The organism is Burkholderia cepacia (assembly GCF_001039005.1).
GTDB classification, from domain to species: Bacteria; Pseudomonadota; Gammaproteobacteria; order Burkholderiales; family Burkholderiaceae; genus Burkholderia; species Burkholderia theae.
Genome location: NZ_LDWR01000046.1, coordinates 184,717 through 204,449, shown reverse-complemented (window position 1 = coordinate 204,449; position 19,733 = coordinate 184,717). Strand labels below are relative to the sequence as shown.

At 66.1% G+C, this 19,733-nt stretch carries 16 protein-coding genes and 1 other RNA gene; 10 read left to right on the top strand and 7 right to left on the bottom strand.

The features are described 5' to 3' along the window. Positions 1 to 7 precede the first annotated feature (7 nt). From fdhF to VL15_RS26825, 3 genes are read right to left on the bottom strand one after another with little or no spacing between them, the layout of a single operon-like run. A complete protein-coding gene (fdhF, locus tag VL15_RS26835; protein ID WP_048249643.1) occupies positions 8 to 2,959 on the bottom strand; it encodes a formate dehydrogenase subunit alpha in 2,952 nt (983 codons plus the stop codon). Between the two features lie 17 nt (positions 2,960 to 2,976). Further along, complete coding sequence (locus tag VL15_RS26830) at positions 2,977 to 4,554, bottom strand: formate dehydrogenase beta subunit (protein ID WP_048249642.1); 1,578 nt, start codon at positions 4,552 to 4,554, stop codon at positions 2,977 to 2,979. Next, the gene (locus tag VL15_RS26825) at positions 4,551 to 5,051 is read right to left on the bottom strand and encodes an NAD(P)H-dependent oxidoreductase subunit E (RefSeq protein WP_048249641.1); all 501 of its coding nucleotides are present in this window, start codon (positions 5,049 to 5,051) and stop codon (positions 4,551 to 4,553) included. The genes VL15_RS26830 and VL15_RS26825 overlap by 4 nt, the downstream gene beginning before the upstream one ends. Before the next feature lie 131 nt (positions 5,052 to 5,182). Here VL15_RS26825 and VL15_RS26820 point away from each other — a divergent pair, with 131 nt between their 5' ends. The 3 genes from VL15_RS26820 to VL15_RS26810 all read left to right on the top strand — a co-directional run bounded on the left by VL15_RS26820 (position 5,183) and on the right by VL15_RS26810 (position 7,391). Beyond that, a complete protein-coding gene (locus tag VL15_RS26820) occupies positions 5,183 to 6,289 on the top strand; it encodes a substrate-binding domain-containing protein (protein WP_048249639.1) in 1,107 nt (368 codons plus the stop codon). 101 nt (positions 6,290 to 6,390) lie between these two features. After that, the gene (locus VL15_RS26815) at positions 6,391 to 6,660 is read left to right on the top strand and encodes a hypothetical protein (RefSeq protein WP_048249638.1); all 270 of its coding nucleotides are present in this window, start codon (positions 6,391 to 6,393) and stop codon (positions 6,658 to 6,660) included. A gap of 377 nt (positions 6,661 to 7,037) precedes the next feature. Continuing rightward, positions 7,038 to 7,391, top strand: coding sequence for a DUF4148 domain-containing protein (locus tag VL15_RS26810; RefSeq protein WP_048249636.1), 354 nt, complete (start codon positions 7,038 to 7,040; stop codon positions 7,389 to 7,391). 276 nt (positions 7,392 to 7,667) lie between these two features. Here VL15_RS26810 and ssrA read toward each other — a convergent pair. The 4 genes from ssrA to ompA form a co-directional block, all read right to left on the bottom strand. Continuing rightward, positions 7,668 to 8,037, bottom strand: a transfer-messenger RNA (tmRNA) gene (ssrA, locus tag VL15_RS39260). 17 nt (positions 8,038 to 8,054) lie between these two features. Then, a complete protein-coding gene (gph, locus tag VL15_RS26805; protein ID WP_048249635.1) occupies positions 8,055 to 8,771 on the bottom strand; it encodes a phosphoglycolate phosphatase in 717 nt (238 codons plus the stop codon). 13 nt (positions 8,772 to 8,784) lie between these two features. Continuing rightward, positions 8,785 to 9,483 (bottom strand): bifunctional 2-polyprenyl-6-hydroxyphenol methylase/3-demethylubiquinol 3-O-methyltransferase UbiG, encoded by a 699-nt coding sequence (gene ubiG / locus VL15_RS26800; RefSeq protein WP_048249634.1) that lies wholly within the window; start codon positions 9,481 to 9,483, stop codon positions 8,785 to 8,787. A 154-nt stretch (positions 9,484 to 9,637) separates the two neighbouring features. Beyond that, positions 9,638 to 10,309, bottom strand: coding sequence for an outer membrane protein OmpA (gene ompA / locus VL15_RS26795; RefSeq protein WP_048249633.1), 672 nt, complete (start codon positions 10,307 to 10,309; stop codon positions 9,638 to 9,640). Between the two features lie 534 nt (positions 10,310 to 10,843). Here ompA and gyrA point away from each other — a divergent pair. From gyrA to cmk, 7 genes are all read left to right on the top strand, one after another. Then, the gene (gene gyrA / locus VL15_RS26790) at positions 10,844 to 13,447 is read left to right on the top strand and encodes a DNA gyrase subunit A (protein WP_048249632.1); all 2,604 of its coding nucleotides are present in this window, start codon (positions 10,844 to 10,846) and stop codon (positions 13,445 to 13,447) included. An 83-nt stretch (positions 13,448 to 13,530) separates the two neighbouring features. Next, positions 13,531 to 14,130 (top strand): DUF2059 domain-containing protein, encoded by a 600-nt coding sequence (locus VL15_RS26785; protein ID WP_048249730.1) that lies wholly within the window; start codon positions 13,531 to 13,533, stop codon positions 14,128 to 14,130. A gap of 156 nt (positions 14,131 to 14,286) precedes the next feature. Then, a complete protein-coding gene (gene serC, locus VL15_RS26780) occupies positions 14,287 to 15,369 on the top strand; it encodes a 3-phosphoserine/phosphohydroxythreonine transaminase (RefSeq protein WP_048249631.1) in 1,083 nt (360 codons plus the stop codon). A 33-nt stretch (positions 15,370 to 15,402) separates the two neighbouring features. Beyond that, the gene (gene pheA, locus VL15_RS26775; RefSeq protein WP_048249630.1) at positions 15,403 to 16,485 is read left to right on the top strand and encodes a prephenate dehydratase; all 1,083 of its coding nucleotides are present in this window, start codon (positions 15,403 to 15,405) and stop codon (positions 16,483 to 16,485) included. A 186-nt stretch (positions 16,486 to 16,671) separates the two neighbouring features. Further along, complete coding sequence (locus VL15_RS26770) at positions 16,672 to 17,598, top strand: prephenate dehydrogenase (RefSeq protein WP_048249728.1); 927 nt, start codon at positions 16,672 to 16,674, stop codon at positions 17,596 to 17,598. Between the two features lie 13 nt (positions 17,599 to 17,611). Beyond that, complete coding sequence (gene aroA, locus VL15_RS26765) at positions 17,612 to 18,916, top strand: 3-phosphoshikimate 1-carboxyvinyltransferase (RefSeq protein WP_048249629.1); 1,305 nt, start codon at positions 17,612 to 17,614, stop codon at positions 18,914 to 18,916. A gap of 13 nt (positions 18,917 to 18,929) precedes the next feature. Then, a complete protein-coding gene (cmk, locus tag VL15_RS26760) occupies positions 18,930 to 19,616 on the top strand; it encodes a (d)CMP kinase (RefSeq protein WP_048249628.1) in 687 nt (228 codons plus the stop codon). Positions 19,617 to 19,733: the final 117 nt, after the last annotated feature.

The following is a 19,733-nucleotide window of genomic DNA, read 5'->3' as shown; positions in this document are numbered from 1 at the left end:
CGCATCCTCACTTGCCGGTCGTCACGGCGGCGGGCGCTGCCGCGCGGCGCTCGAGCAGGTCGACCTGTTCCGCGCTGAAGCGCGCGTATGCACGCTGCCAGTCGGATGGCTGGGCAACCGGCATCACCTGCACGGCCGTCACCTTGTATTCGGGGCAGTTCGTCGCCCAGTCGGAGCTGTCCGTCGTGATCACGTTCGCGCCCGATTCGGGGAAGTGGAACGTGGTATACACGACGCCCGGCTGCATGCGTTCCGTCACGAGTGCACGCAGCACCGTATGCCCGGCACGCGATTCGATGCCGACCCAGTCGCCGGCGCGGATCCCGCGATCCTGCGCGTCGTGCGGATGGATCTCGAGGCGGTCCTCTTCGTGCCACTGGACGTTTTCGGTCCGGCGCGTCTGCGCGCCGACGTTGTATTGCGACAGGATGCGGCCCGTCGTCAGGATCAGCGGATAGCGCTGCGTGACCTTTTCCGGCGTCGGAATGAACTTGGTGATCACGAACCGGCCCTTGCCGCGCACGAACGCGTCCGTATGCATGGTCGGCGTGCCTTCCGGCGCGTGCTCGTTGCACGGCCACTGGATGCTGCCGAGTGCGTCGAGCTTCGCGTACGACACGCCCGAGAAGGTCGGCGTGAGCCGCGCGATCTCGTCCATGATTTCCGACGGATGCGTGTAATGCATGTCGTAGCCGAGCGCTTGCGACAGCAGCAGCGTCACTTCCCAGTCCGCGTAGCCCGCGAGCGGCGGCATCACCTTGCGCACGCGCGAGATGCGGCGCTCCGCGTTCGTGAACGTGCCGTCCTTCTCGAGGAACGTCGAGCCGGGCAGGAGCACGTGCGCATATTTCGCGGTTTCGTTCAGGAAGATGTCCTGCACGACGATGCATTCCATCGCCGACAACGCGGCCGCGACGTGCTGCGTGTTCGGATCCGACTGGACGATGTCCTCGCCCTGGCAGTAGAGCCCCTTGAAGCTGCCGTCGAGTGCCGCGTCGAACATGTTCGGGATGCGCAGCCCCGGTTCCGGCTGCAGCGTGGCCGACCACGCCTGTTCGAACTGCGTGCGCACGATCGTGTCGCTGATGTGCCGGTAACCGGGCAGCTCGTGCGGGAACGAGCCCATGTCGCACGAGCCCTGCACGTTGTTCTGGCCGCGCAGCGGATTGACGCCGACACCTTCGCGGCCGATGTTGCCGGTCGCCATCGCGAGGTTCGCGATGCCCATCACCGTCGTCGAACCTTGCGCGTGTTCGGTGACGCCCAGGCCGTAGTAGATCGCGGCATTGCCGCCCGTCGCATAGAGGCGCGCGGCGGCGCGTACCTGCTCGGCCGGCACGCCCGTCACGTCCGCGGTCGCCTCGGGCGAATTGTCGGCGTGCGATACGAAGTCGCGCCATTGCTCGAAGGCGCGCGCCTCGCAGCGCTCGGCGACGAATGCATCGGCGACGAGCCCTTCGGTGACGATCACGTGCGCCAGCGCGTTGACGATCGCGACGTTGGTGCCGGGGCGCAGCTGCAGGTGGTGCGTGGCCTTGATGTGCGGGCCGTCGACGACGTCGATGCGACGCGGGTCGATCACGATCAGCTTCGCGCCTTCGCGTACGCGCCGCTTCATCCGCGAGCCGAACACCGGGTGGCCGTCGGTCGGGTTCGCACCCATCACGACGATCACGTCGGCCTGGCCGACCGACGCGAAAGTCTGCGTACCGGCCGATTCGCCGAGCGTCGTCTTGAGGCCATAGCCGGTCGGCGAATGGCACACGCGTGCGCAGGTATCGACGTTGTTGTTGCCGAACGCGGCGCGCACGAGCTTCTGCACGAGGTAGGTTTCCTCGTTCGTACAGCGCGACGACGTGATGCCGCCGATCGAATCGCGGCCGTACTTCTGCTGCAGCTTGCGGAACTGCGTTGCCGCGTAGGTGAGCGCTTCCTCCCAGCTCACTTCGCGCCACGGGTCGGTGATCTTTTCGCGGATCATCGGCTTCGTGATGCGGTCCTTGTGCGTCGCGTAGCCCCATGCGAAGCGTCCCTTCACGCACGCGTGACCCTCGTTCGCGAGGCCGTTCTTGTGCGGCGTCATGCGCACGACCTGCGTGCCCTTCATCTCGGCCTTGAACGAGCAGCCGACGCCGCAGTACGCACAGGTCGTGACGACCGAGTGTTCGGCCTGCCCGAGCTGCACGACGGATTTTTCCTGCAGCGTGGCCGTCGGGCATGCGGCGACGCAGGCGCCGCACGACACGCATTCCGACGCCATGAACGATTCGTTTTCACCCGCGGCGACGCGCGATTCGAAGCCACGCGCGGCGATCGTCAGCGCGAACGTACCCTGTGTTTCCTCGCAGGCGCGTACGCAGCGGTTGCAGACGATGCACTTCGACGGGTCGTACGTGAAGTACGGGTTCGATTCGTCCTTGCGGTCGTCCAGGTGATTCGCGCCGTCGAAGCCGTAGCGCACTTCGCGCAGCCCGACGACGCCCGCCATGTCCTGCAACTCGCAGTCGCCGTTGGCAGGGCAGGTGAGGCAGTCGAGCGGATGGTCGGAGATGTACAGCTCCATCACGTTGCGGCGCAGCGACTGCAGCCGGTCCGACTGCGTGCGCACCTTCATGCCCGCTTCGGCAGGTGTCGTGCACGACGCCGGATAACCGCGCCGGCCTTCGATCTCGACGAGGCACAGCCGGCACGAGCCGAACGGCTCGAGCGAATCGGTCGCGCAGAGCTTCGGAACGTTGACGCCGGCTTCGATGGCCGCGCGCATCACCGACGTGCCGGCCGCCACCGTCACCGGCTGGCCGTCGATTTCGAGCGTGACGTCGGTGTCCGCATACCGTTGCGGCGTACCGTAGTCGGTATCGTCGAACGGGTCGCGGGTGCGCGCTTGGGCGGCGCTCTTGCACGCGCATTGGCCTGAGCCGCAGCCGCCTTGGCGGACGTTGTTCGTGTCGAGTGACATGCAGGGCTCCTTCTGGGTCAGGCCGCAGCCTTGACCGGGCCCGACGCGGCATCCTTGCCGGCAGCGAGCCCGAAATCTTCGGGGAAATGGTCGAGCGCGGACAGCACCGGGTAGGGCGTCATGCCGCCCATCGCGCACAGCGAACCGGCCAGCATCGTGTCGCACAGGTCGCGCAGCAGCGTGACCTGCCGCTCCGACGTATCGCCGTGGCGGATGCGCGCGATCGTCTCGACGCCGCGCGTCGAGCCGATCCGGCACGGCGTGCACTTGCCGCACGATTCGATCGCACAGAACTTCATCGCGTATTCGGCAAGCTCGGCGAGGTTCGACGTGTCGTCGTGCAGCACGATGCCGCCGTGACCGACTACCGCGCCGATCGCCGTGTACGCTTCGTAGTCGAGCGGCACGTCCCACTGGTGATCGGGCAGGTAGGTGCCGAGCGGGCCGCCGACCTGCGCGGCGCGTGCGGGCCGGCCGCTTGCCGTGCCGCCGCCGAAGTCGAACAGCAGCTCGCGCAGCGTGACGCCGAACGCGAGCTCGACGAGGCCGCCGTGACGGATGTTGCCCGCGAGCTGGAACGGCAGCGTGCCGCGCGAGCGGCCCATCCCATAGTCGCGATAGAACGCGGCGCCGCGCGCGAAGATCACCGGCGCCGTCGCGAGCGTGATCACGTTGTTGATGACGGTCGGCTGGCCGAACAGGCCGGCGAGCGCGGGCAGCGGCGGCTTCGCGCGCACGACGCCGCGCTTGCCTTCGAGCGATTCGAGCAGCGCCGTTTCCTCGCCGCACACGTACGAGCCCGCGCCTTTCGCGACGTGCAGCTCGAACGCGTGCGCGGAGCCGAGCACGCGTTCGCCGAGCCAGCCGGCTTCGCGCGCGCGGACGATCGCGGCTTCGAGCGTGGCGATCGCGTGCGGGTATTCGCTGCGCACATAGATGTAGCCGACCGTCGCGCCTGTCGCGATGCCCGCGATGATCATCCCTTCGATCAGGCAGTACGGATCGCATTCCATCATCAGGCGGTCGGAGAACGTGCCCGAATCGCCTTCGTCCGCGTTGCAGACGATGTACTTCTGCGCGGCGCGCGCGTGCCGCACCGTGCGCCACTTGATGCCGGCCGGGAATGCCGCGCCACCGCGGCCGCGCAGCCCCGATTCGATCAGCGTCTCGCACGCGGCATCGCCGTCGAGCGCGAGCGCGTTCTTCAGGCCGGCGAGGCCTTCGTGTTGCAGGTAGTCGTCGATCGACAGCGGATCGGTCAGGCCGATGCGCGCGAACGTGAGGCGCTGCTGGCGTGCGAGATAGGGCAGCGCGTCGACGAGGCCGACGCCGCTTGGATGCGCGCCGCCTTCGAGCCAGTTTGCGTCGAACAGGGACGGCACGTCGGCGGCCGACAGGTTCGCATAGCCGACGCGGCCGGCGGCCGTGCCGACCTCGACGAGCGGCTCGAGCCACAGCAGCCCGCGCGAGCCGTTGCGAACCAGCTCGATGGCGACGCCGCGTCGTTCGGCTTCCGCCGCGATCGCGGCGGCGAGTGCGTCGGCGCCGAGTGCCAGCGCAGACGAATCGCGGGGAACGTAGATGCGGATCGTCATGCGGCCTCCGGCGTGTGGGCGACCGCATCGGCAAGCAGCGCGTCGAATTTTTCCGGCGTGACCTTGGCGTGAAGCACACCGTTCACCGTCAGCGACGGCGACTGCGCACACAGTCCGAGGCAGTAGACCGATTCGAGCGCGACGGCGTCCGGCGCGTGTGCATCCGCGGCATCGCCGTGCGCCGCGTCGAACCGGCAGCCCGTGCGGGCTTCAGCGTGCGCGGCCAGCGCTTCGCAGCCCATGCTGCGGCACGCCTCGGCGCGGCACATCTGGATCGTGACGCGCGCAGGCGGCGCGGTGCGGAAGTGGTGGTAGTAAGTCAGTACGCCGTGCACTTCCGCGCGCGACAGATTGAGTGCCCTGGCGAGCGGCGCGACGCAGCCCGGCGGCACGTAGCCCGCGTCGTCCTGGATCGCGTGCAGGATCGCGACCAGCGACCGGCCGGCGCGCGCATGGCGCTCGACGAGCGCGTCGGGCGCATGGGGATTCGGGGACATCGGTTATGCTCCTCCAAAGTCTCATATGCGCTCAGAATTCATATAGTGCGCATTGCGGCTTCGTTCTGATTGATTTCGACCAACGATAAGCGGAAGATTTCGCGGTCGCAATAGGAAATCGGAGTGCATAATTGATTCGAATCGAATGCGACGCGTATCTGACCATACGCGACACGGAAGGTCGCACCGCCAGCCTGTCGGACGTCGCGCCATTGCTGGAGCTCGTGGCCGACACGGGCAGCATTGCGCAGGCCGCCCAAGCGAAAGGGCTGTCCTACCGGCACGCGTGGGGCATGTTGCGCGCGCTGGAAGCGTGCATCGGCGGGGAGTTGATCGAAACCGCGCGGGGCAAGGGGTCGACGCTGTCGGAGCTCGGCCAGGCCGTCGTCGATGCGCAGCGCCTCGCGCGCAGCCGGCTCGACGGGAACCTGCGGATGCTGGCGGCCGAGGTGGCCAGCGACCTGAGCCGGCGGCTCGCGCAGCGCGACGGCGCCGTGCGCATCCATGCGTCGCACGGCTACGCAGTCGCGACGCTCGTTTCCGCGCTCGTCGATGCGCAGGCGGCTGTCGACATCAAGTATCGCGAGAGTGTCGAGGCCGTGCAGGCGCTTGCACGCGGCGAATGCGACCTGGCCGGCTTCCATCTGCCGCGCGGTACGTTTCGCGCGCAGTGCGCGCAGATCTACCGGCCGTGGCTCGACGACACGCGTCACGTGCTGATTCACCTGACGCGCCGCCAGCAGGGGCTGTTCGTGCCGCGCGGCAACCCGAAGCAGGTCCGCGGGCTCGCGGATCTCGCGCGCAACGACATCCGCTTCGTCAACCGGCAACCAGGGTCAGGCACGCGCATGCTGCTGGATCTCGCGCTGCGCGCGATCGGCATCGATCCCGAGCGTATTGACGGCTATGCGTCGGCCGAACTCACGCATTCGGCGATCGCCGCATTCGTCGCGAGCGGGATGGCCGATCTCGGCTTCGGCGTCGAGCCGGCCGCCCATCATTTCGGGCTCGACTTCATCCCGGTCGTCGACGAGGACTATTACTTCGCGTGCGAACGCGCGCAGCTAGACACGCGGCCGCTCGCCGATGTGCTGGCGCTGCTGCGCGACGCTCGCTTCGTCGAGCGCGTCGCGCATCTCGACGGTTACGATCCGGCTGCGTGCGGGACGCTGACGAGCATCGCGACGGGGCTGGCCGGCGACGACGGCACGAGCGTGCCGGACGGCAATTCCCGGTAACGGGGACGCGATCGGACCGCGCTGCAGCGGCGGGGGATTTGCGCTACGCTTGCCGCTTGATCAACGTTCCAACAAGCACGCCGTTCAGGCGTCATCCCGCCATGAAATTTTCCGTTCCCCTCGCCGCGGCAGCGTTGACCGCGGGGCTGCTGGTTACTGCTTCGCCGTTTGCGCTCGCGCAGAATTCCCCGGGGGTGCCCGGCGGCATCCTGAACGAGCAGTTTCGCCTGAACGAGCATCCGCAAATGCCGTTCGCGGCGTCGGCGCCGTCGCAGAAATACCAGGGCAGCAAGAAGTCGGCGTTGCGTCGCAAGGGAGACTTGGGCGACCCGAACGGCTGCAACCTGAAGTGCCCGATGGATAGCCAGTAACGCGCGGACAGGCGCGTCCGTACCGTGGTCATGCGGCCCCGGTTCGACAGGCAGACACGCAACCCATGCACCGGGTTGGCCGCCTGAACTGCGACTGCATGAATCCCGTACGATTCCGATTCTGTTCGAGCCTCGCGAAGCGTTGCCGCTTCGCGGGGCTCGCGCTTTTCAGCGAGGCTCGATGCGACGCAATGCCGGACGAAGCCGGGGTTCACGCATCGCGGCCCGGTGGGTAATCTAGGGTTAACCCTAGAATCAGGAAGGATGTCTTCCAGAAATCTGCCTTATTCTTAAGCATCCGCCTACATAAACTTCGGGTTGTCAGCGATGAACAAGGTGTTCACCGCGAACACAGACAAATCTGGAGGTAGGTCATCATGAAGTCGCTCGTTCAAGCTGTTGTCGTTGCCGCCGCTCTCGCTGCCCCGGTTGTGTCGTTTGCGCAGTCGGGCTCGACGATCACCCGCGCGCAGGTCCGCGCCGAACTGGTCCAGCTTCAGCAGGCCGGATACAACTCCGCCCGCGGCGAAGATCCGCACTATCCGGAAGCGATCCAGGCTGCAACGGCGCGTGTTGCGGAGCAGCAGCGTAGTGCGCTGGCGCAAGCGCAAGGTGCCGACGCCAGCGGGTACGGTGCGCAGGCACAGGGCGCATCGGCATCGGGTTCGCGTGCAATGGGCGTGCGCCCGGCCACCGCTGAAGAAATGAAGTCGCTGTATCGCGGCAGCTAAGCCGCGTACCGCCTGGTGTGCATAAGCGCCGGGGGCGAATGACGCGTCGCCCCTCAGGCTGTGGCACCCGGGTTGGCCGTTGCCCGGCGCGACCGATGATTGCGCGGGCGCGGCAGAGCATCCGTCACCTCCTGCCGTCGGAACATCGGCGGCATTCCGCCCGGCCCGCCTGTGGCTGGGCGCTTTTTCGGAAGGAGCGGGGCGCATGCGTATCGCCGGCAACAAAAAACCCCGCAGACTTGCGTCATGCGGGGTTCGTGCGACGAGCGCGGAATGTGGTGGAGGCGGCGGGAATCGAACCCGCGTCCAGAAGCGCTCTACGACTAGTTCTACATGTTTAGTTCAGTCATTTGATTTAACCGCAGCGACGCGGACGAACACGCTGCACTTCGGCGATTCGCTAGATTTTCGACCCTGGCGTCGCGACGCCGACAGGGCTTAACTGACGTAAATGACCTCTGGCGGTATTGCTACCGGTCTTGCGACACTAGCCCGTCAGTGAACTAGGCAGAGGACGGCGGCCCTTAGGCTGCCAGTGCGAACGTATCGTCGTTTGCAGTTACGATTTTCCCATTGATTAACGAGGTGACGGGTCCTCGACATGCCCTAGCCGCTTCACAACCCCTGTCGAAACCAGGTCGCCCCCGCGGATAAGATCGATCATTATAGCCCAACATCGCGTAGCAGATCGCGCAGTTCCTGCGTCGTGTCGACGAGATGCTGGGCCTGCCAGTCGGATGGCGCGGCGCCGTCGCCGCAGTAGCCGTACGCGGCCGCGACCGTCGCCATGCCGGCCGCGCTGCCGGCCTGAATGTCGCGCAGGTCGTCGCCGACGTAGACGATGCGCGCGGGCGCGAGCGTCAGCTGGTCGGCCGCATGCAGCAGCGGGGCCGGGTGGGGCTTCGGGTGCGGCGTTGTGTCGCCCCCGACGACGCACGCGGCGCGCGGCGCGAGACCGAGCAGGTCGACGAGCGGTGCCGTGAGCCGCATCGCCTTGTTCGTGACGATGCCCCAGCGCACGCCGCGCGCATCGAGCTCGTCGAGCACGTCGCCGATGCCGGGAAACAGCGCCGTATGCACGCACAGATCCGTCGCGTAGTTGGTCAGGAACTCATCGCGCATCGCTTCGTAGCCGGGCGTTTGCGGATCGATGCCGAATGCGCCGCCGAGCAGGCCGCGCGCGCCGGCCGAAGCCAGCGGCCGCAGCACGTCGAGCGACGTTTCGGGCAGGCCGCGGACGCGCTGCATCTTGTTGACGGCAGCCGCGAGATCGGGCGCCGTGTCGGCGAGCGTGCCGTCGAGGTCGAACAGCACGGCATCGCAATGCAGCAGGCGCGGTTCGTCGAGTGCGGCCCGCGCGGTCGAAAGGGGAGTCGTCATGCCGGTCGGAGGGTCACGCGCCGCGGCGGCACGCGACGAGGTAGTTGATGTCGGTGTCGTTCGACAGCGCGAAACGCTTGCCGATCGAGTGATACGTGATGCCCTTGATCTCCACGATGTGCAGATCCGTCGCACGCACGAAGCCGGCCAGTTCCGACGGGCGGATGAAGCGCGCGTAGTCGTGTGTGCCCTTCGGCAGCATTTGCGCGATGTACTCCGCGCCGATCACCGCGAACAGGTAGGACTTCAGGTTGCGGTTCAGCGTCGAGAAGAACACCCAGCCGCCCGGCTTGACGAGCGTCGCGCATGCGGCGACGACATCGCCGGGCGACGGCACGTGCTCGAGCATCTCCATGCACGTGACGACATCGTAGGTGCCCGGTTCGCGGGCGGCGATCGCTTCGGCGGCGATGGCCTCATAGTCGACCGAGATGCCGCTTTCGAGGCTGTGCAGGTCGGCCACACCGAGCGCTTCGGTCGACAGGTCGATGCCTTTCACCTGTGCGCCGAGTCCGGCCATCGATTCGGACAGGATGCCGCCGCCGCAGCCGATGTCGAGTGCGCGCTTGCCGGCCAGATGCGCATGCGCATCGATCCAGCCGAGCCGGACCGGGTTCAGGTCGTGCAGCGGCTTGAATTCGGCATTCGGATCCCACCACCGATGGGCGAGGTCGCTGAATTTCTGGAGTTCGTGCGGATCGGCGTTGGTCATGTCGGCAAACGGGCTACGGAGGGAGGGCGGTGCTTAGGTTCGTCAGCCCCGAGTATATAAGAAGCGGACGAGCGGCGAGGCGGCGAGCGCCCGGACGGGCATCAACGAAAAAGCCCCGCCGGAGCGGGGCTTTGAAACGGTCGAAAACCGCGGCTTAGTTTGCCGGAACGGTCGTCGTCGTCGTTTGCTGCGTACCAACCACTTCGACTTCCACGCGGCGGTCCGGTGCGAGGCAGGCGATCAGCTGCTTGCGGTTCTTCTGGTTGCAGCCAGTCGTAACCGGGTTGCGCTTGCCCTTGCCTTCCGTGTAGATCTTGTTGGCCGGCACACCCTTGCTGACCAGGTACGACTTCACGGCTTGCGCACGGCGCAGCGACAGACGGTCGTTGTACTTGTCCGAACCGATGCGGTCCGTGTAGCCCGTTGCGACGACCACTTCCGTGTTCATGCCTTCGATCTTCGAAGCCAGTTCGTCCAGCTTCTGCTTGCCCAGCGGCTTGAGCGTTGCCTTGTCGAAGTCGAACAGTGCGTCAGCTTGATACGTGATCTTCTGGCTCGTGATGGCCGGAGCAACGACCGGAGCGACCGGCGGCTGCGGTGCCTGGGCGACCAGTGCGCCATCGCACTTCGCGTTGGCGGTGGCCGGCGTCCAGAATGCATCGCGCCAGCAGAGCTCGTTCGTGCCGTTCATCCACACCCATTCGCCCGTGCCGTTCACCCAGTTGTCATTGACGGCTTGACGCGACGCCGGCACCGACTGTGCCGAAGCGGATGCAGCCATAACTGCGGTAGCTGCAATGAACGCGAGCTTTGAAAGTTTATTCATATTTCTCCTCTCGAAATTGAGATTACCGCAGGTTTACTGCGAGCCTGTTGACGGTGACAAGTCATACATTGCTCGAAGTATAACATTGGTGCGGCACAAAAATGCGGCACCGCTCTGTGTAGACTTTAGACTTCGAGCAGCGTCTAACCCTCAGTGCGTTGGCATTTTGCCATATCGTTCCCTTCCTACGAAAAAAAATCCTCCCCACCCTAAGATCGCCTCAACGTTTGTGGTGCATGCGCAACACCGGCCTGCCGTAACTTTCAGAGATTGTCAAGAGTGTGTCCGGGAAATTGCGCGGATGAACGTATCTGTTTACTCGTGCGCGTGAAACAGGCATGACGAAATCGCCTGCGACGTCGAGTCGCAGGCGATTCCGGTCGGTTCGCCACCGCCGCGATTTTCGCTATTTATATATAGAGGGGGATGCGAATTGGCGGCTGATGGGCGCATGTTAGAATCTCGCGTTGCGTTGCGCATGCAGCGCCCACGCGAAAGGCGTTCGCCGTCTTCGCTCCGAAACGATACGGATACATGGATCAATTCGCCAAAGAGACCCTGCCCACCTCCCTAGAGGAGGAAATGCGCCGTTCGTATCTCGATTACGCGATGAGCGTGATCGTCGGACGTGCCCTCCCGGATGTCCGCGATGGCCTGAAGCCCGTGCACCGGCGCGTGTTGTTCGCGATGCACGAACTGAACAACGACTGGAACCGCGCGTACAAGAAATCGGCGCGTATCGTCGGTGACGTGATCGGTAAGTACCACCCTCACGGCGATACCGCGGTATACGACACGATCGTGCGGATGGCGCAGGACTTCTCGCTGCGTTATATGCTGATCGACGGGCAAGGCAACTTCGGCTCGATCGACGGCGACAACGCCGCGGCGATGCGTTACACCGAAATTCGCATGGCGAAGATCGGTCACGAACTGCTCGCCGACATCGACAAGGAAACGGTCGATTTCGAGCCGAACTACGACGGCAACGAAACGCAGCCGTCGGTCCTGCCGTCGCGCATTCCGAACCTGCTGATCAACGGCTCGTCGGGCATCGCGGTCGGCATGGCGACCAACATCCCGCCGCACAACCTGAACGAAGTCGTCGACGCGTGTCAGCACCTGCTGAACAACCCGGAAGCGACGATCGACGAGCTGATCGAGATCATCCCGGCGCCGGACTTCCCGACGGCCGGCATCATCTACGGCGTCGCCGGTGTGCGCGACGGCTACCGCACCGGGCGCGGCCGCGTCGTGATGCGTGCGGCCACGCACTTCGAGGAGATCGACCGCGGCCAGCGGATGGCGATCATCGTCGACGAGCTGCCGTACCAGGTGAACAAACGCTCGCTGCTCGAGCGGATCGCCGAGCTCGTCAACGAGAAGAAGCTCGAAGGCATCTCCGACATCCGCGACGAGTCCGACAAGAGCGGCATGCGTGTCGTGATCGAACTCAAGCGCGGCGAAGTGCCGGAGGTGGTGCTGAACAACCTGTATAAGGCGACGCAGCTCCAGGACACGTTCGGCATGAACATGGTCGCGCTCGTCGACGGCCAGCCGAAGCTGCTGAACCTGAAGGAAATCCTGCAGTGCTTCCTGTCGCATCGACGCGAAGTGCTGACGCGCCGCACGATCTACGAACTGCGCAAGGCCCGCGAACGCGGCCACGTGCTCGAAGGTCTCGCGGTCGCGCTCGCGAACATCGACGAGTTCATCGCGATCATCAAGGCCGCGCCGACGCCGCCGATCGCGAAGCAGGAGTTGATGGCGAAGCCGTGGGATTCGTCGCTCGTGCGCGACATGCTGACGCGCGCCGAAGCCGAGAATGCGTCGGCGGGCGGCCGCTCCGCGTATCGTCCGGAAGGCCTGAACCCCGCGTTCGGGATGCAGAGCGACGGGCTGTACCGTCTGTCCGAGACGCAGGCCCAGGAAATCCTGCAGATGCGTCTGCAGCGCCTGACCGGTCTCGAGCAGGACAAGATCATCGGCGAATACCGCGAAGTGATGGCGCAGATCGCCGACCTGCTGGACATCCTCGCACGCCCCGAGCGGATCACGACGATGATCGGCGAGGAACTGACCTCGGTGAAGGCCGAATTCGGCGATGCGCGCCGCTCGAAGATCGAGCTGAACGCGACCGAACTGAACACCGAGGATCTGATCACGCCGCAGGACATGGTCGTTACGATGTCGCATGCGGGCTACGTGAAGTCGCAGCCGCTGTCCGAGTACCGCGCACAGAAGCGCGGCGGTCGCGGCAAGCAGGCGACGCAGATGAAGGAAGACGACTGGATCGAGACGCTGTTCATCGCGAACACGCACGACTACATCCTGTGCTTCTCGAACCGCGGCCGCGTGTACTGGGTCAAGGTCTATGAAGTGCCGCAGGGCTCGCGCAACTCGCGCGGCCGGCCGATCGTCAACATGTTCCCGCTGCAGGATGGCGAGAAGATCAACGTCGTGCTGCCGGTCAAGGAATTCTCGGCCGACAAGTTCATTTTCATGGCGACGTCGCTCGGCACCGTGAAGAAGACGCCGCTCGAAGCATTCAGCCGTCCGATGAAGAAGGGCATCATCGCGGTCGGCCTCGACGACGGCGACTTCCTGATCGGCGCGTCGATCACCGACGGCGCACACGACGTGATGCTGTTCTCCGACGCCGGCAAGGCCGTGCGCTTCGACGAGAACGACGTGCGTCCGATGGGGCGCGAGGCGCGCGGCGTGCGCGGCATGCAGCTCGAGGACGGGCAGCAGGTCATCGCGATGCTGGTTGCCGGCAGCGAGGAGCAGACCGTGCTCACCGCGACCGAGAACGGCTTCGGCAAGCGTACGCCGATCACCGAATACACGCGTCACGGCCGCGGCACGAAGGGTATGATCGCGATCCAGACGTCCGAGCGCAACGGCAAGGTCGTGGCTGCAACGCTCGTCGACGCCGAGGATCAGATCATGCTGATCACGACGGCCGGCGTGTTGATTCGCACGCGCGTATCCGAGATTCGCGAGATGGGGCGTGCTACGCAAGGTGTTACACTCATCAGTCTCGATGAGGGTACCAAGCTCTCTGGCCTGCAGCAGATCGCGGAGGCCGAGGAGGGCGATGGCGAGGCCGACGAGGCGTCGGACGGCGAAGCCTGAAGAACGGATGAGACTCTGGCCGCCGCGGGCGCAAAGCGCCGCGGCCGGCGAGCAACCATTCATATTTCCAAAAGGGAGTGATGATGCAAAAGCAATTCAAGCAACTGGTTCTGCTGGCTGCACTGGTGCCGACGTTCGCGATGGCGCAAGCGCTGTCGAATTCCGCACCGGCGCCCGCCGCGGCAGCTGCGCCGATCGACGCCGACAAGAAGGCTGCGATCAAGGATCTGCTCGACGCGATCGACGCGCCGAAGCTCGTGTCGGCAATCGGCAACAGCGCCGAAATGCAGGCCAAGCAACTCGTGCCGGCGATCCTGTCGGACGCGCTGTCGGAAAACAAGACGATGAACGACAAGCAGAAGCAGGCTGCCGTTCCGACGCTGCAGAAGAACGCAGTGCCGAAGCTGGTTGACGGCGCAGGCAAGGTGTTCGGTACGCAGCAATTCCAGAACGACGCGATGTCGGCTCAGTACGACGCCTATGCGAAGTACTACAGCACGTCGGAGATCAAGGATCTGACGACGTTCTACAAGAGCCCGACGGGCCGCAAGTTCATCCAGGTTCAGGATCAGGTCGGTCGCGACGTGGTCAACGGCCTGATGCAGAAGTACATGCCGCAAGCGATCCAGGCGACGCGCACGCAGGCTGACAAGGAAGTTGCAGCAGTCAAGCCGGGCAAGTAAGCCGTCCGGGCACGCACCCGGCCATTCGGCCGGGTTTGGCGGGAGCCTGACGACAGTGCGATAATGGCCGTTTGCGCGCGAGCGCAAGCGGCCATTTCCATTCTGGCGCGGTTCTGCCGGCGGCAAGCCGGTCGCGTCCCTCCCGAGGTTTTCACGATGCGCGTCTTTAATTTCTCCGCCGGCCCTGCGGCGATGCCCGAGGAAGTGTTGCGGCAGGCCGCCGACGAAATGCTCGATTGGCACGGCAGCGGCATGAGCGTGATGGAGATGAGCCATCGCGGCAAGGAATTCATGTCGATCCACGAGGCCGCGCTGACCGACCTGCGCGACCTGCTCGGCGTGCCGGCAAGCCACCGGATCCTGTTCCTGCAGGGCGGCGGTATCGCGGAAAACGCGATCGTGCCGATGAACCTGCTCGGGTCGCGCAAGACCGCCGACTTCGTCGTGACGGGCTCGTGGTCGCAGAAATCGTTCGGCGAGGCGAAGAAGTACGGTACACCGCATCTCGCCGCGACCGGCAAGACGGAAGACGGCTTCACGCGTGCGCCCGCGCGCGCCGAATGGCAGCTGTCGGACGATCCGGCCTACGTGCATCTGTGCACCAACGAGACGATCGACGGCGTCGAGACGTTCGAGATCCCGGATCTCGGCGATGTGCCGCTGGTCGCGGACGTCTCGTCGCACATCCTGTCGCGCCCGATGGACGTCGCGAAATACGGCGTGCTGTTCGGCGGCGCGCAGAAGAACATCGGGATGGCCGGCGTGACGGTCGTGATCGTGCGCGAGGATCTTCTCGATCGCGCGCAGTCGATCTGTCCGTCCGCGTTCGAATGGAAGACCATCGCCGCGAACAACTCGCTGTACAACACGCCGCCCACCTACGCGATCTACATCGCGGGCCTCGTGTTCCAGTGGCTGAAGCGGCAGGGCGGCCTCGAAGCGATCGAGGCCCGCAATATCGAGAAGGCGAAGCTGCTCTACGACACGATCGATGCGAGCGGCTTCTATCTGAACAAGGTCGAGCCGGCAGCACGTTCACGGATGAACGTGCCGTTTTTCCTGGCCGACGAAACGCGCAATGAAGACTTCCTTGCCGGCGCAAAGGCGCGCGGGCTGCTGCAGCTGAAGGGCCACAAGTCCGTCGGTGGCATGCGGGCGTCGATCTACAACGCGGTGCCGCTCGAGGGCGTGAAAGCGCTCGTCGAGTACATGAAGGACTTCGAGCAGCGCGGCGCCTGACGGCGACGCTGTTCAAACAGCACGGCAAAACGCATGGACGACGAACTGAATTCCCGCCTGAAACCGCTGCGCGATCGCATCGACGCGATCGACGCGCAGCTGATCGCGCTCCTGAACCAGCGCGCCGCGGTGGCGCTGGAGGTGGGCGAGGTCAAGAAGCATTTCAACGCGCCGGTGTTCCGGCCGGAGCGCGAGCTGCAGGTGATCGCGCGGCTGCAGGACATGAGCGCGGGGCCGCTCGCGAGCGAGCACATCAGCGCGATCTGGCGCGAGATCATGGCCGCGAGCCGCGCGCTCGAGCAGACGATCCACGTCGCGTTTCTCGGGCCGGTCGGCACGTACAGCGAACAGGCGATGCTCGAGTATTTCGGCCAGTCGATCGAAGGGCTGCCGTGCCCGTCGATCGACGAGGTGTTCCGCTCGGTCGAGGCGGGCGCGTCCGCGTTCGGCATCGCGCCGGTCGAGAATTCGACCGAAGGGGCCGTGTCGCGCACGCTCGACCTGTTGCTGCAGACGCAACTGCTGATCAGCGGCGAACTCGCGCTGCCCATCCATCACAACCTGCTCACGCAAAGCGGCACGCTCGACGGCGTGAAGCGCGTCTGCGCGCATGCGCAGGCGCTTGCGCAATGCCAGCAATGGCTCGCGGCGAATGCGCCGCAGCTCGAGCGGCAGGCCGTGGCGAGCAACGCGGAGGCCGCGCGTCTCGCGGCGGCCGATCCGAGCGTCGCCGCGATCGCGGGCGACCGCGCGGCCGCGCACTACGGCTTGCAGATCGCGTTCTCGCTGATCCAGGACGATCCGCACAACCGCACGCGCTTCGTGATCGTCGGCAAGCAGCCGGCCGGGCCAAGCGGTCACGACCAGACGTCGCTGATCGTGTCGGTGAAGAACGAGCCGGGCGCCGTATTCAAGCTGCTCGAACCGCTTGCGCGGCACGGCGTGTCGATGACGCGCTTCGAGTCGCGTCCGGCGCGCGTCGGCACGTGGGAGTACTACTTCTACATCGACATCGAAGGGCACCGGGACGATGCGGCGGTCGCGGCCGCGCTCGCGGAGCTCGGCCAGAAGGCCGCGTTCCTGAAGATACTCGGCTCGTATCCGAGCGCACGCTGATGGGTGACGGCCCGTCGCCTGCATGCGCAGGCGCCGCGGCCGGGCGGGCAGGGCAGGCCGGTCGGCGCTGCCGAAGGCGGGTTCGGGCAGCACCCGGTGCAGGTTGCGCCGGGCGCGGGCCCGTTGCCCGGAATCTGGAATTCCGTGTGCGGGGCTTCGTTCCGTGCGCGTAACTTGGCTCTTGTCGTGTCAGGCTTTGCATTCAACAAACTGGTCATTTTCGGCGTCGGCCTGATCGGCGGATCGCTGGCTCGCGCGCTGCGCGAGCGCGCGCCGGGCGGCGCGGGCGAGATCGTCGGCGTGGGCCGCTCACGCGCATCGGTCGAGCGCGCGCTGTCGCTCGGCGTGATCGACCGCGCGGCGGCGCTCGACGACGACGCGCAGTTGCGCGACGCGCTTGCCGGCGCCGATCTCGTGCTGCTGGCCGCGCCCGTCGCGCAGACGGGCCCGTTGCTCGCGCGCATTGCGCCGTGGCTCGCCGATGCGACGATCGTCACCGATGCGGGCAGCACCAAGTCCGATGTCGTCGCGGCCGCGCGCGAAGCGCTCGGCGCGCGGATCGCGCAGTTCGTGCCGGGGCACCCGATCGCCGGTCGCGAGTCGAGCGGCGTCGAAGCCGCGTTGCCCGACCTGTACGTCGGCCGCAACGTCGTGCTGTGCCCGCTGCCGGAGAACGCGCCCGAATCGGTCGCGCGAATCGACGCGATGTGGCGCGCAACCGGCGCCGACGTGCGCACGATGAGCACCGAGCGGCACGATCGCGTGTTTGCGTCGATCAGCCATCTGCCGCACGTGCTGTCGTTTGCGCTCGTCGAGCAGATCCTCGGCGAGGCGGACGCGGAACTGAAATTCTCGTACGCGGCGGGCGGCTTCCGCGATTTCACGCGCATCGCCGCGTCGAGCCCGGAGATGTGGCGCGACGTGTGCGTTGCGAACCGCGCGGCGCTGCTCGACGAACTCGACGGCTACACGCGCGTGCTCACGCGGCTGCGCGCGGCGATCGACGCCGGCGACGGCGCGGCGCTCGAAGCCGTGTTCACGCGCTCGCGCGCCGCGCGCAAGGCATGGCAGGAGCGCGGCGGCAAGCCCGCTGCCGAACCGGACAAGAAATAACAGGACGATTCCCATGGACTATCTCGATCTCGGCCCGTACTCCAGCGCATCGGGCACCGTGCGCCTGCCCGGCTCGAAGAGCATCTCGAACCGCGTGCTGCTGCTCGCGGCGCTTGCCGAAGGCGAAACGACGATCACCAATCTGCTCGACTCCGACGACACGCGCGTGATGCTCGATGCACTCGGCAAGCTCGGCGTGAAGCTCGCGCGTGACGCCGACACCTGTGTCGTCACGGGCACGCGCGGTGCGTTTACCGCGAAGACGGCCGACCTGTTCCTCGGCAACGCGGGCACGGCCGTGCGGCCACTGACCGCCGCGCTCGCGGTGAATGGCGGCGAGTATCGCGTGCACGGCGTGCCGCGCATGCACGAGCGGCCGATCGGCGATCTCGTCGACGGCCTGCGGCAGATCGGCGCGCAGATCGACTACGAGCTGAACGACGGTTACCCGCCGCTGCTGATCAAGCCCGCGACGATCTCGGTCGACGCGCCGATCCGCGTGCGCGGCGACGTGTCGAGCCAGTTCCTCACCGCGCTACTGATGACGCTGCCGCTCGTGAGGGCGAAGGACGGCAAGACTGTCGTCGAAGTCGACGGCGAACTGATCTCGAAGCCGTACATCGACATCACGATCCGGCTGATGGAGCGCTTCGGCGTGACCGTCGAGCGCGACAGCTGGCAGCGCTTCGTCGTGCCGGCCGGCGTCCGCTACCGCTCGCCGGGGCGGATCATGGTCGAGGGCGACGCGTCGTCGGCCTCGTACTTCCTCGCGGCCGGTGCGCTCGGCGGCGGCCCGCTGCGCGTCGAGGGCGTGGGGCGAGCGAGCATCCAGGGCGACGTCGGTTTCGCGAATGCGCTGATGCAGATGGGCGCGAACGTGACGATGGGCGACGACTGGATCGACGTGCGCGGCATTGGCCACGACCACGGCAAGCTCGAGCCGATCGACATGGATTTCAACCTGATCCCCGATGCGGCGATGACCATCGCGGTCGCGGCGCTGTTCGCGAACGGGACGAGCACGCTGCGCAACATCGCGAGCTGGCGCGTGAAGGAGACCGACCGCATCGCCGCGATGGCGACCGAACTGCGCAAGGTCGGCGCGATCGTCGAGGAAGGCCCCGACTATCTCGTCGTCACGCCGCCGGAAAAGCTTACGCCGAACGCGGCGATCGACACGTACGACGATCACCGGATGGCGATGTGCTTCTCGCTCGTCAGCCTGGGCGGCGTGCCCGTGCGGATCAACGATCCGAAGTGCGTCGGCAAGACGTTCCCCGACTATTTCGACCGCTTCGCCGCGCTCGCCAAAGCCTGACCCGACTGTTCCGATGAAATCGACCCGACCCTTTCACCCGACTCCCGTCATCACGATCGACGGCCCGACCGCTTCCGGCAAGGGCACGGTCGCGGCGCTCGTCGCCGCGCACCTCGGCTTCCACCTGCTCGACAGCGGTGCGCTGTACCGCCTCGCGGCGCTTGCAAGCGTGCGCTACGGCATCGCGGCGGAGGACATCGACGCGCTCGTGAAGCTGATCGACGATCTCCACATCACGTTCCGCGAAGGCTGCGCGCAGCTCGACGGCGTCGATGTGTCGAACGACATCCGCGCCGAGGCGGTCGGCAACCGTGCATCGGCCATTGCCGTGCACGGGCCGGTGCGTACCGCGCTGGTCGCGCGCCAGCGCGCGTTCCGCAAGACGCCGGGCCTCGTTGCCGACGGGCGCGACATGGGGACGGTGATCTTCCCGGACGCCGTGCTGAAGGTGTTCCTGACGGCCAGCGCCGAGGCTCGCGCGACCAGACGGCATAAGCAATTGATGCAAAAAGGTTTTTCTGCTAATATAGATGACTTGCTCCGGGATCTTCGTGAACGTGATGCGCGCGACAGCAATCGCGCTGCCGCGCCGCTGAAGCCCGCGGCAGATGCCAGGCTGCTCGATACGTCGGCACTTTCGGTTGATGAAGCAGTCGACCAGGTGCTGCAGTGGTACCGGGCGCTCGGCCAGCCCGCCTGAGAAGGCGGGCAGCGGTAGGTGCTCCGCGCCGTAAGCGCGGAGCGTGTTTCGAACCCTTAACCCCGTGTGGACCTCGATCTGGCCCTTTCAGCCTGCCATTCCGGCCGGCGTGGCACA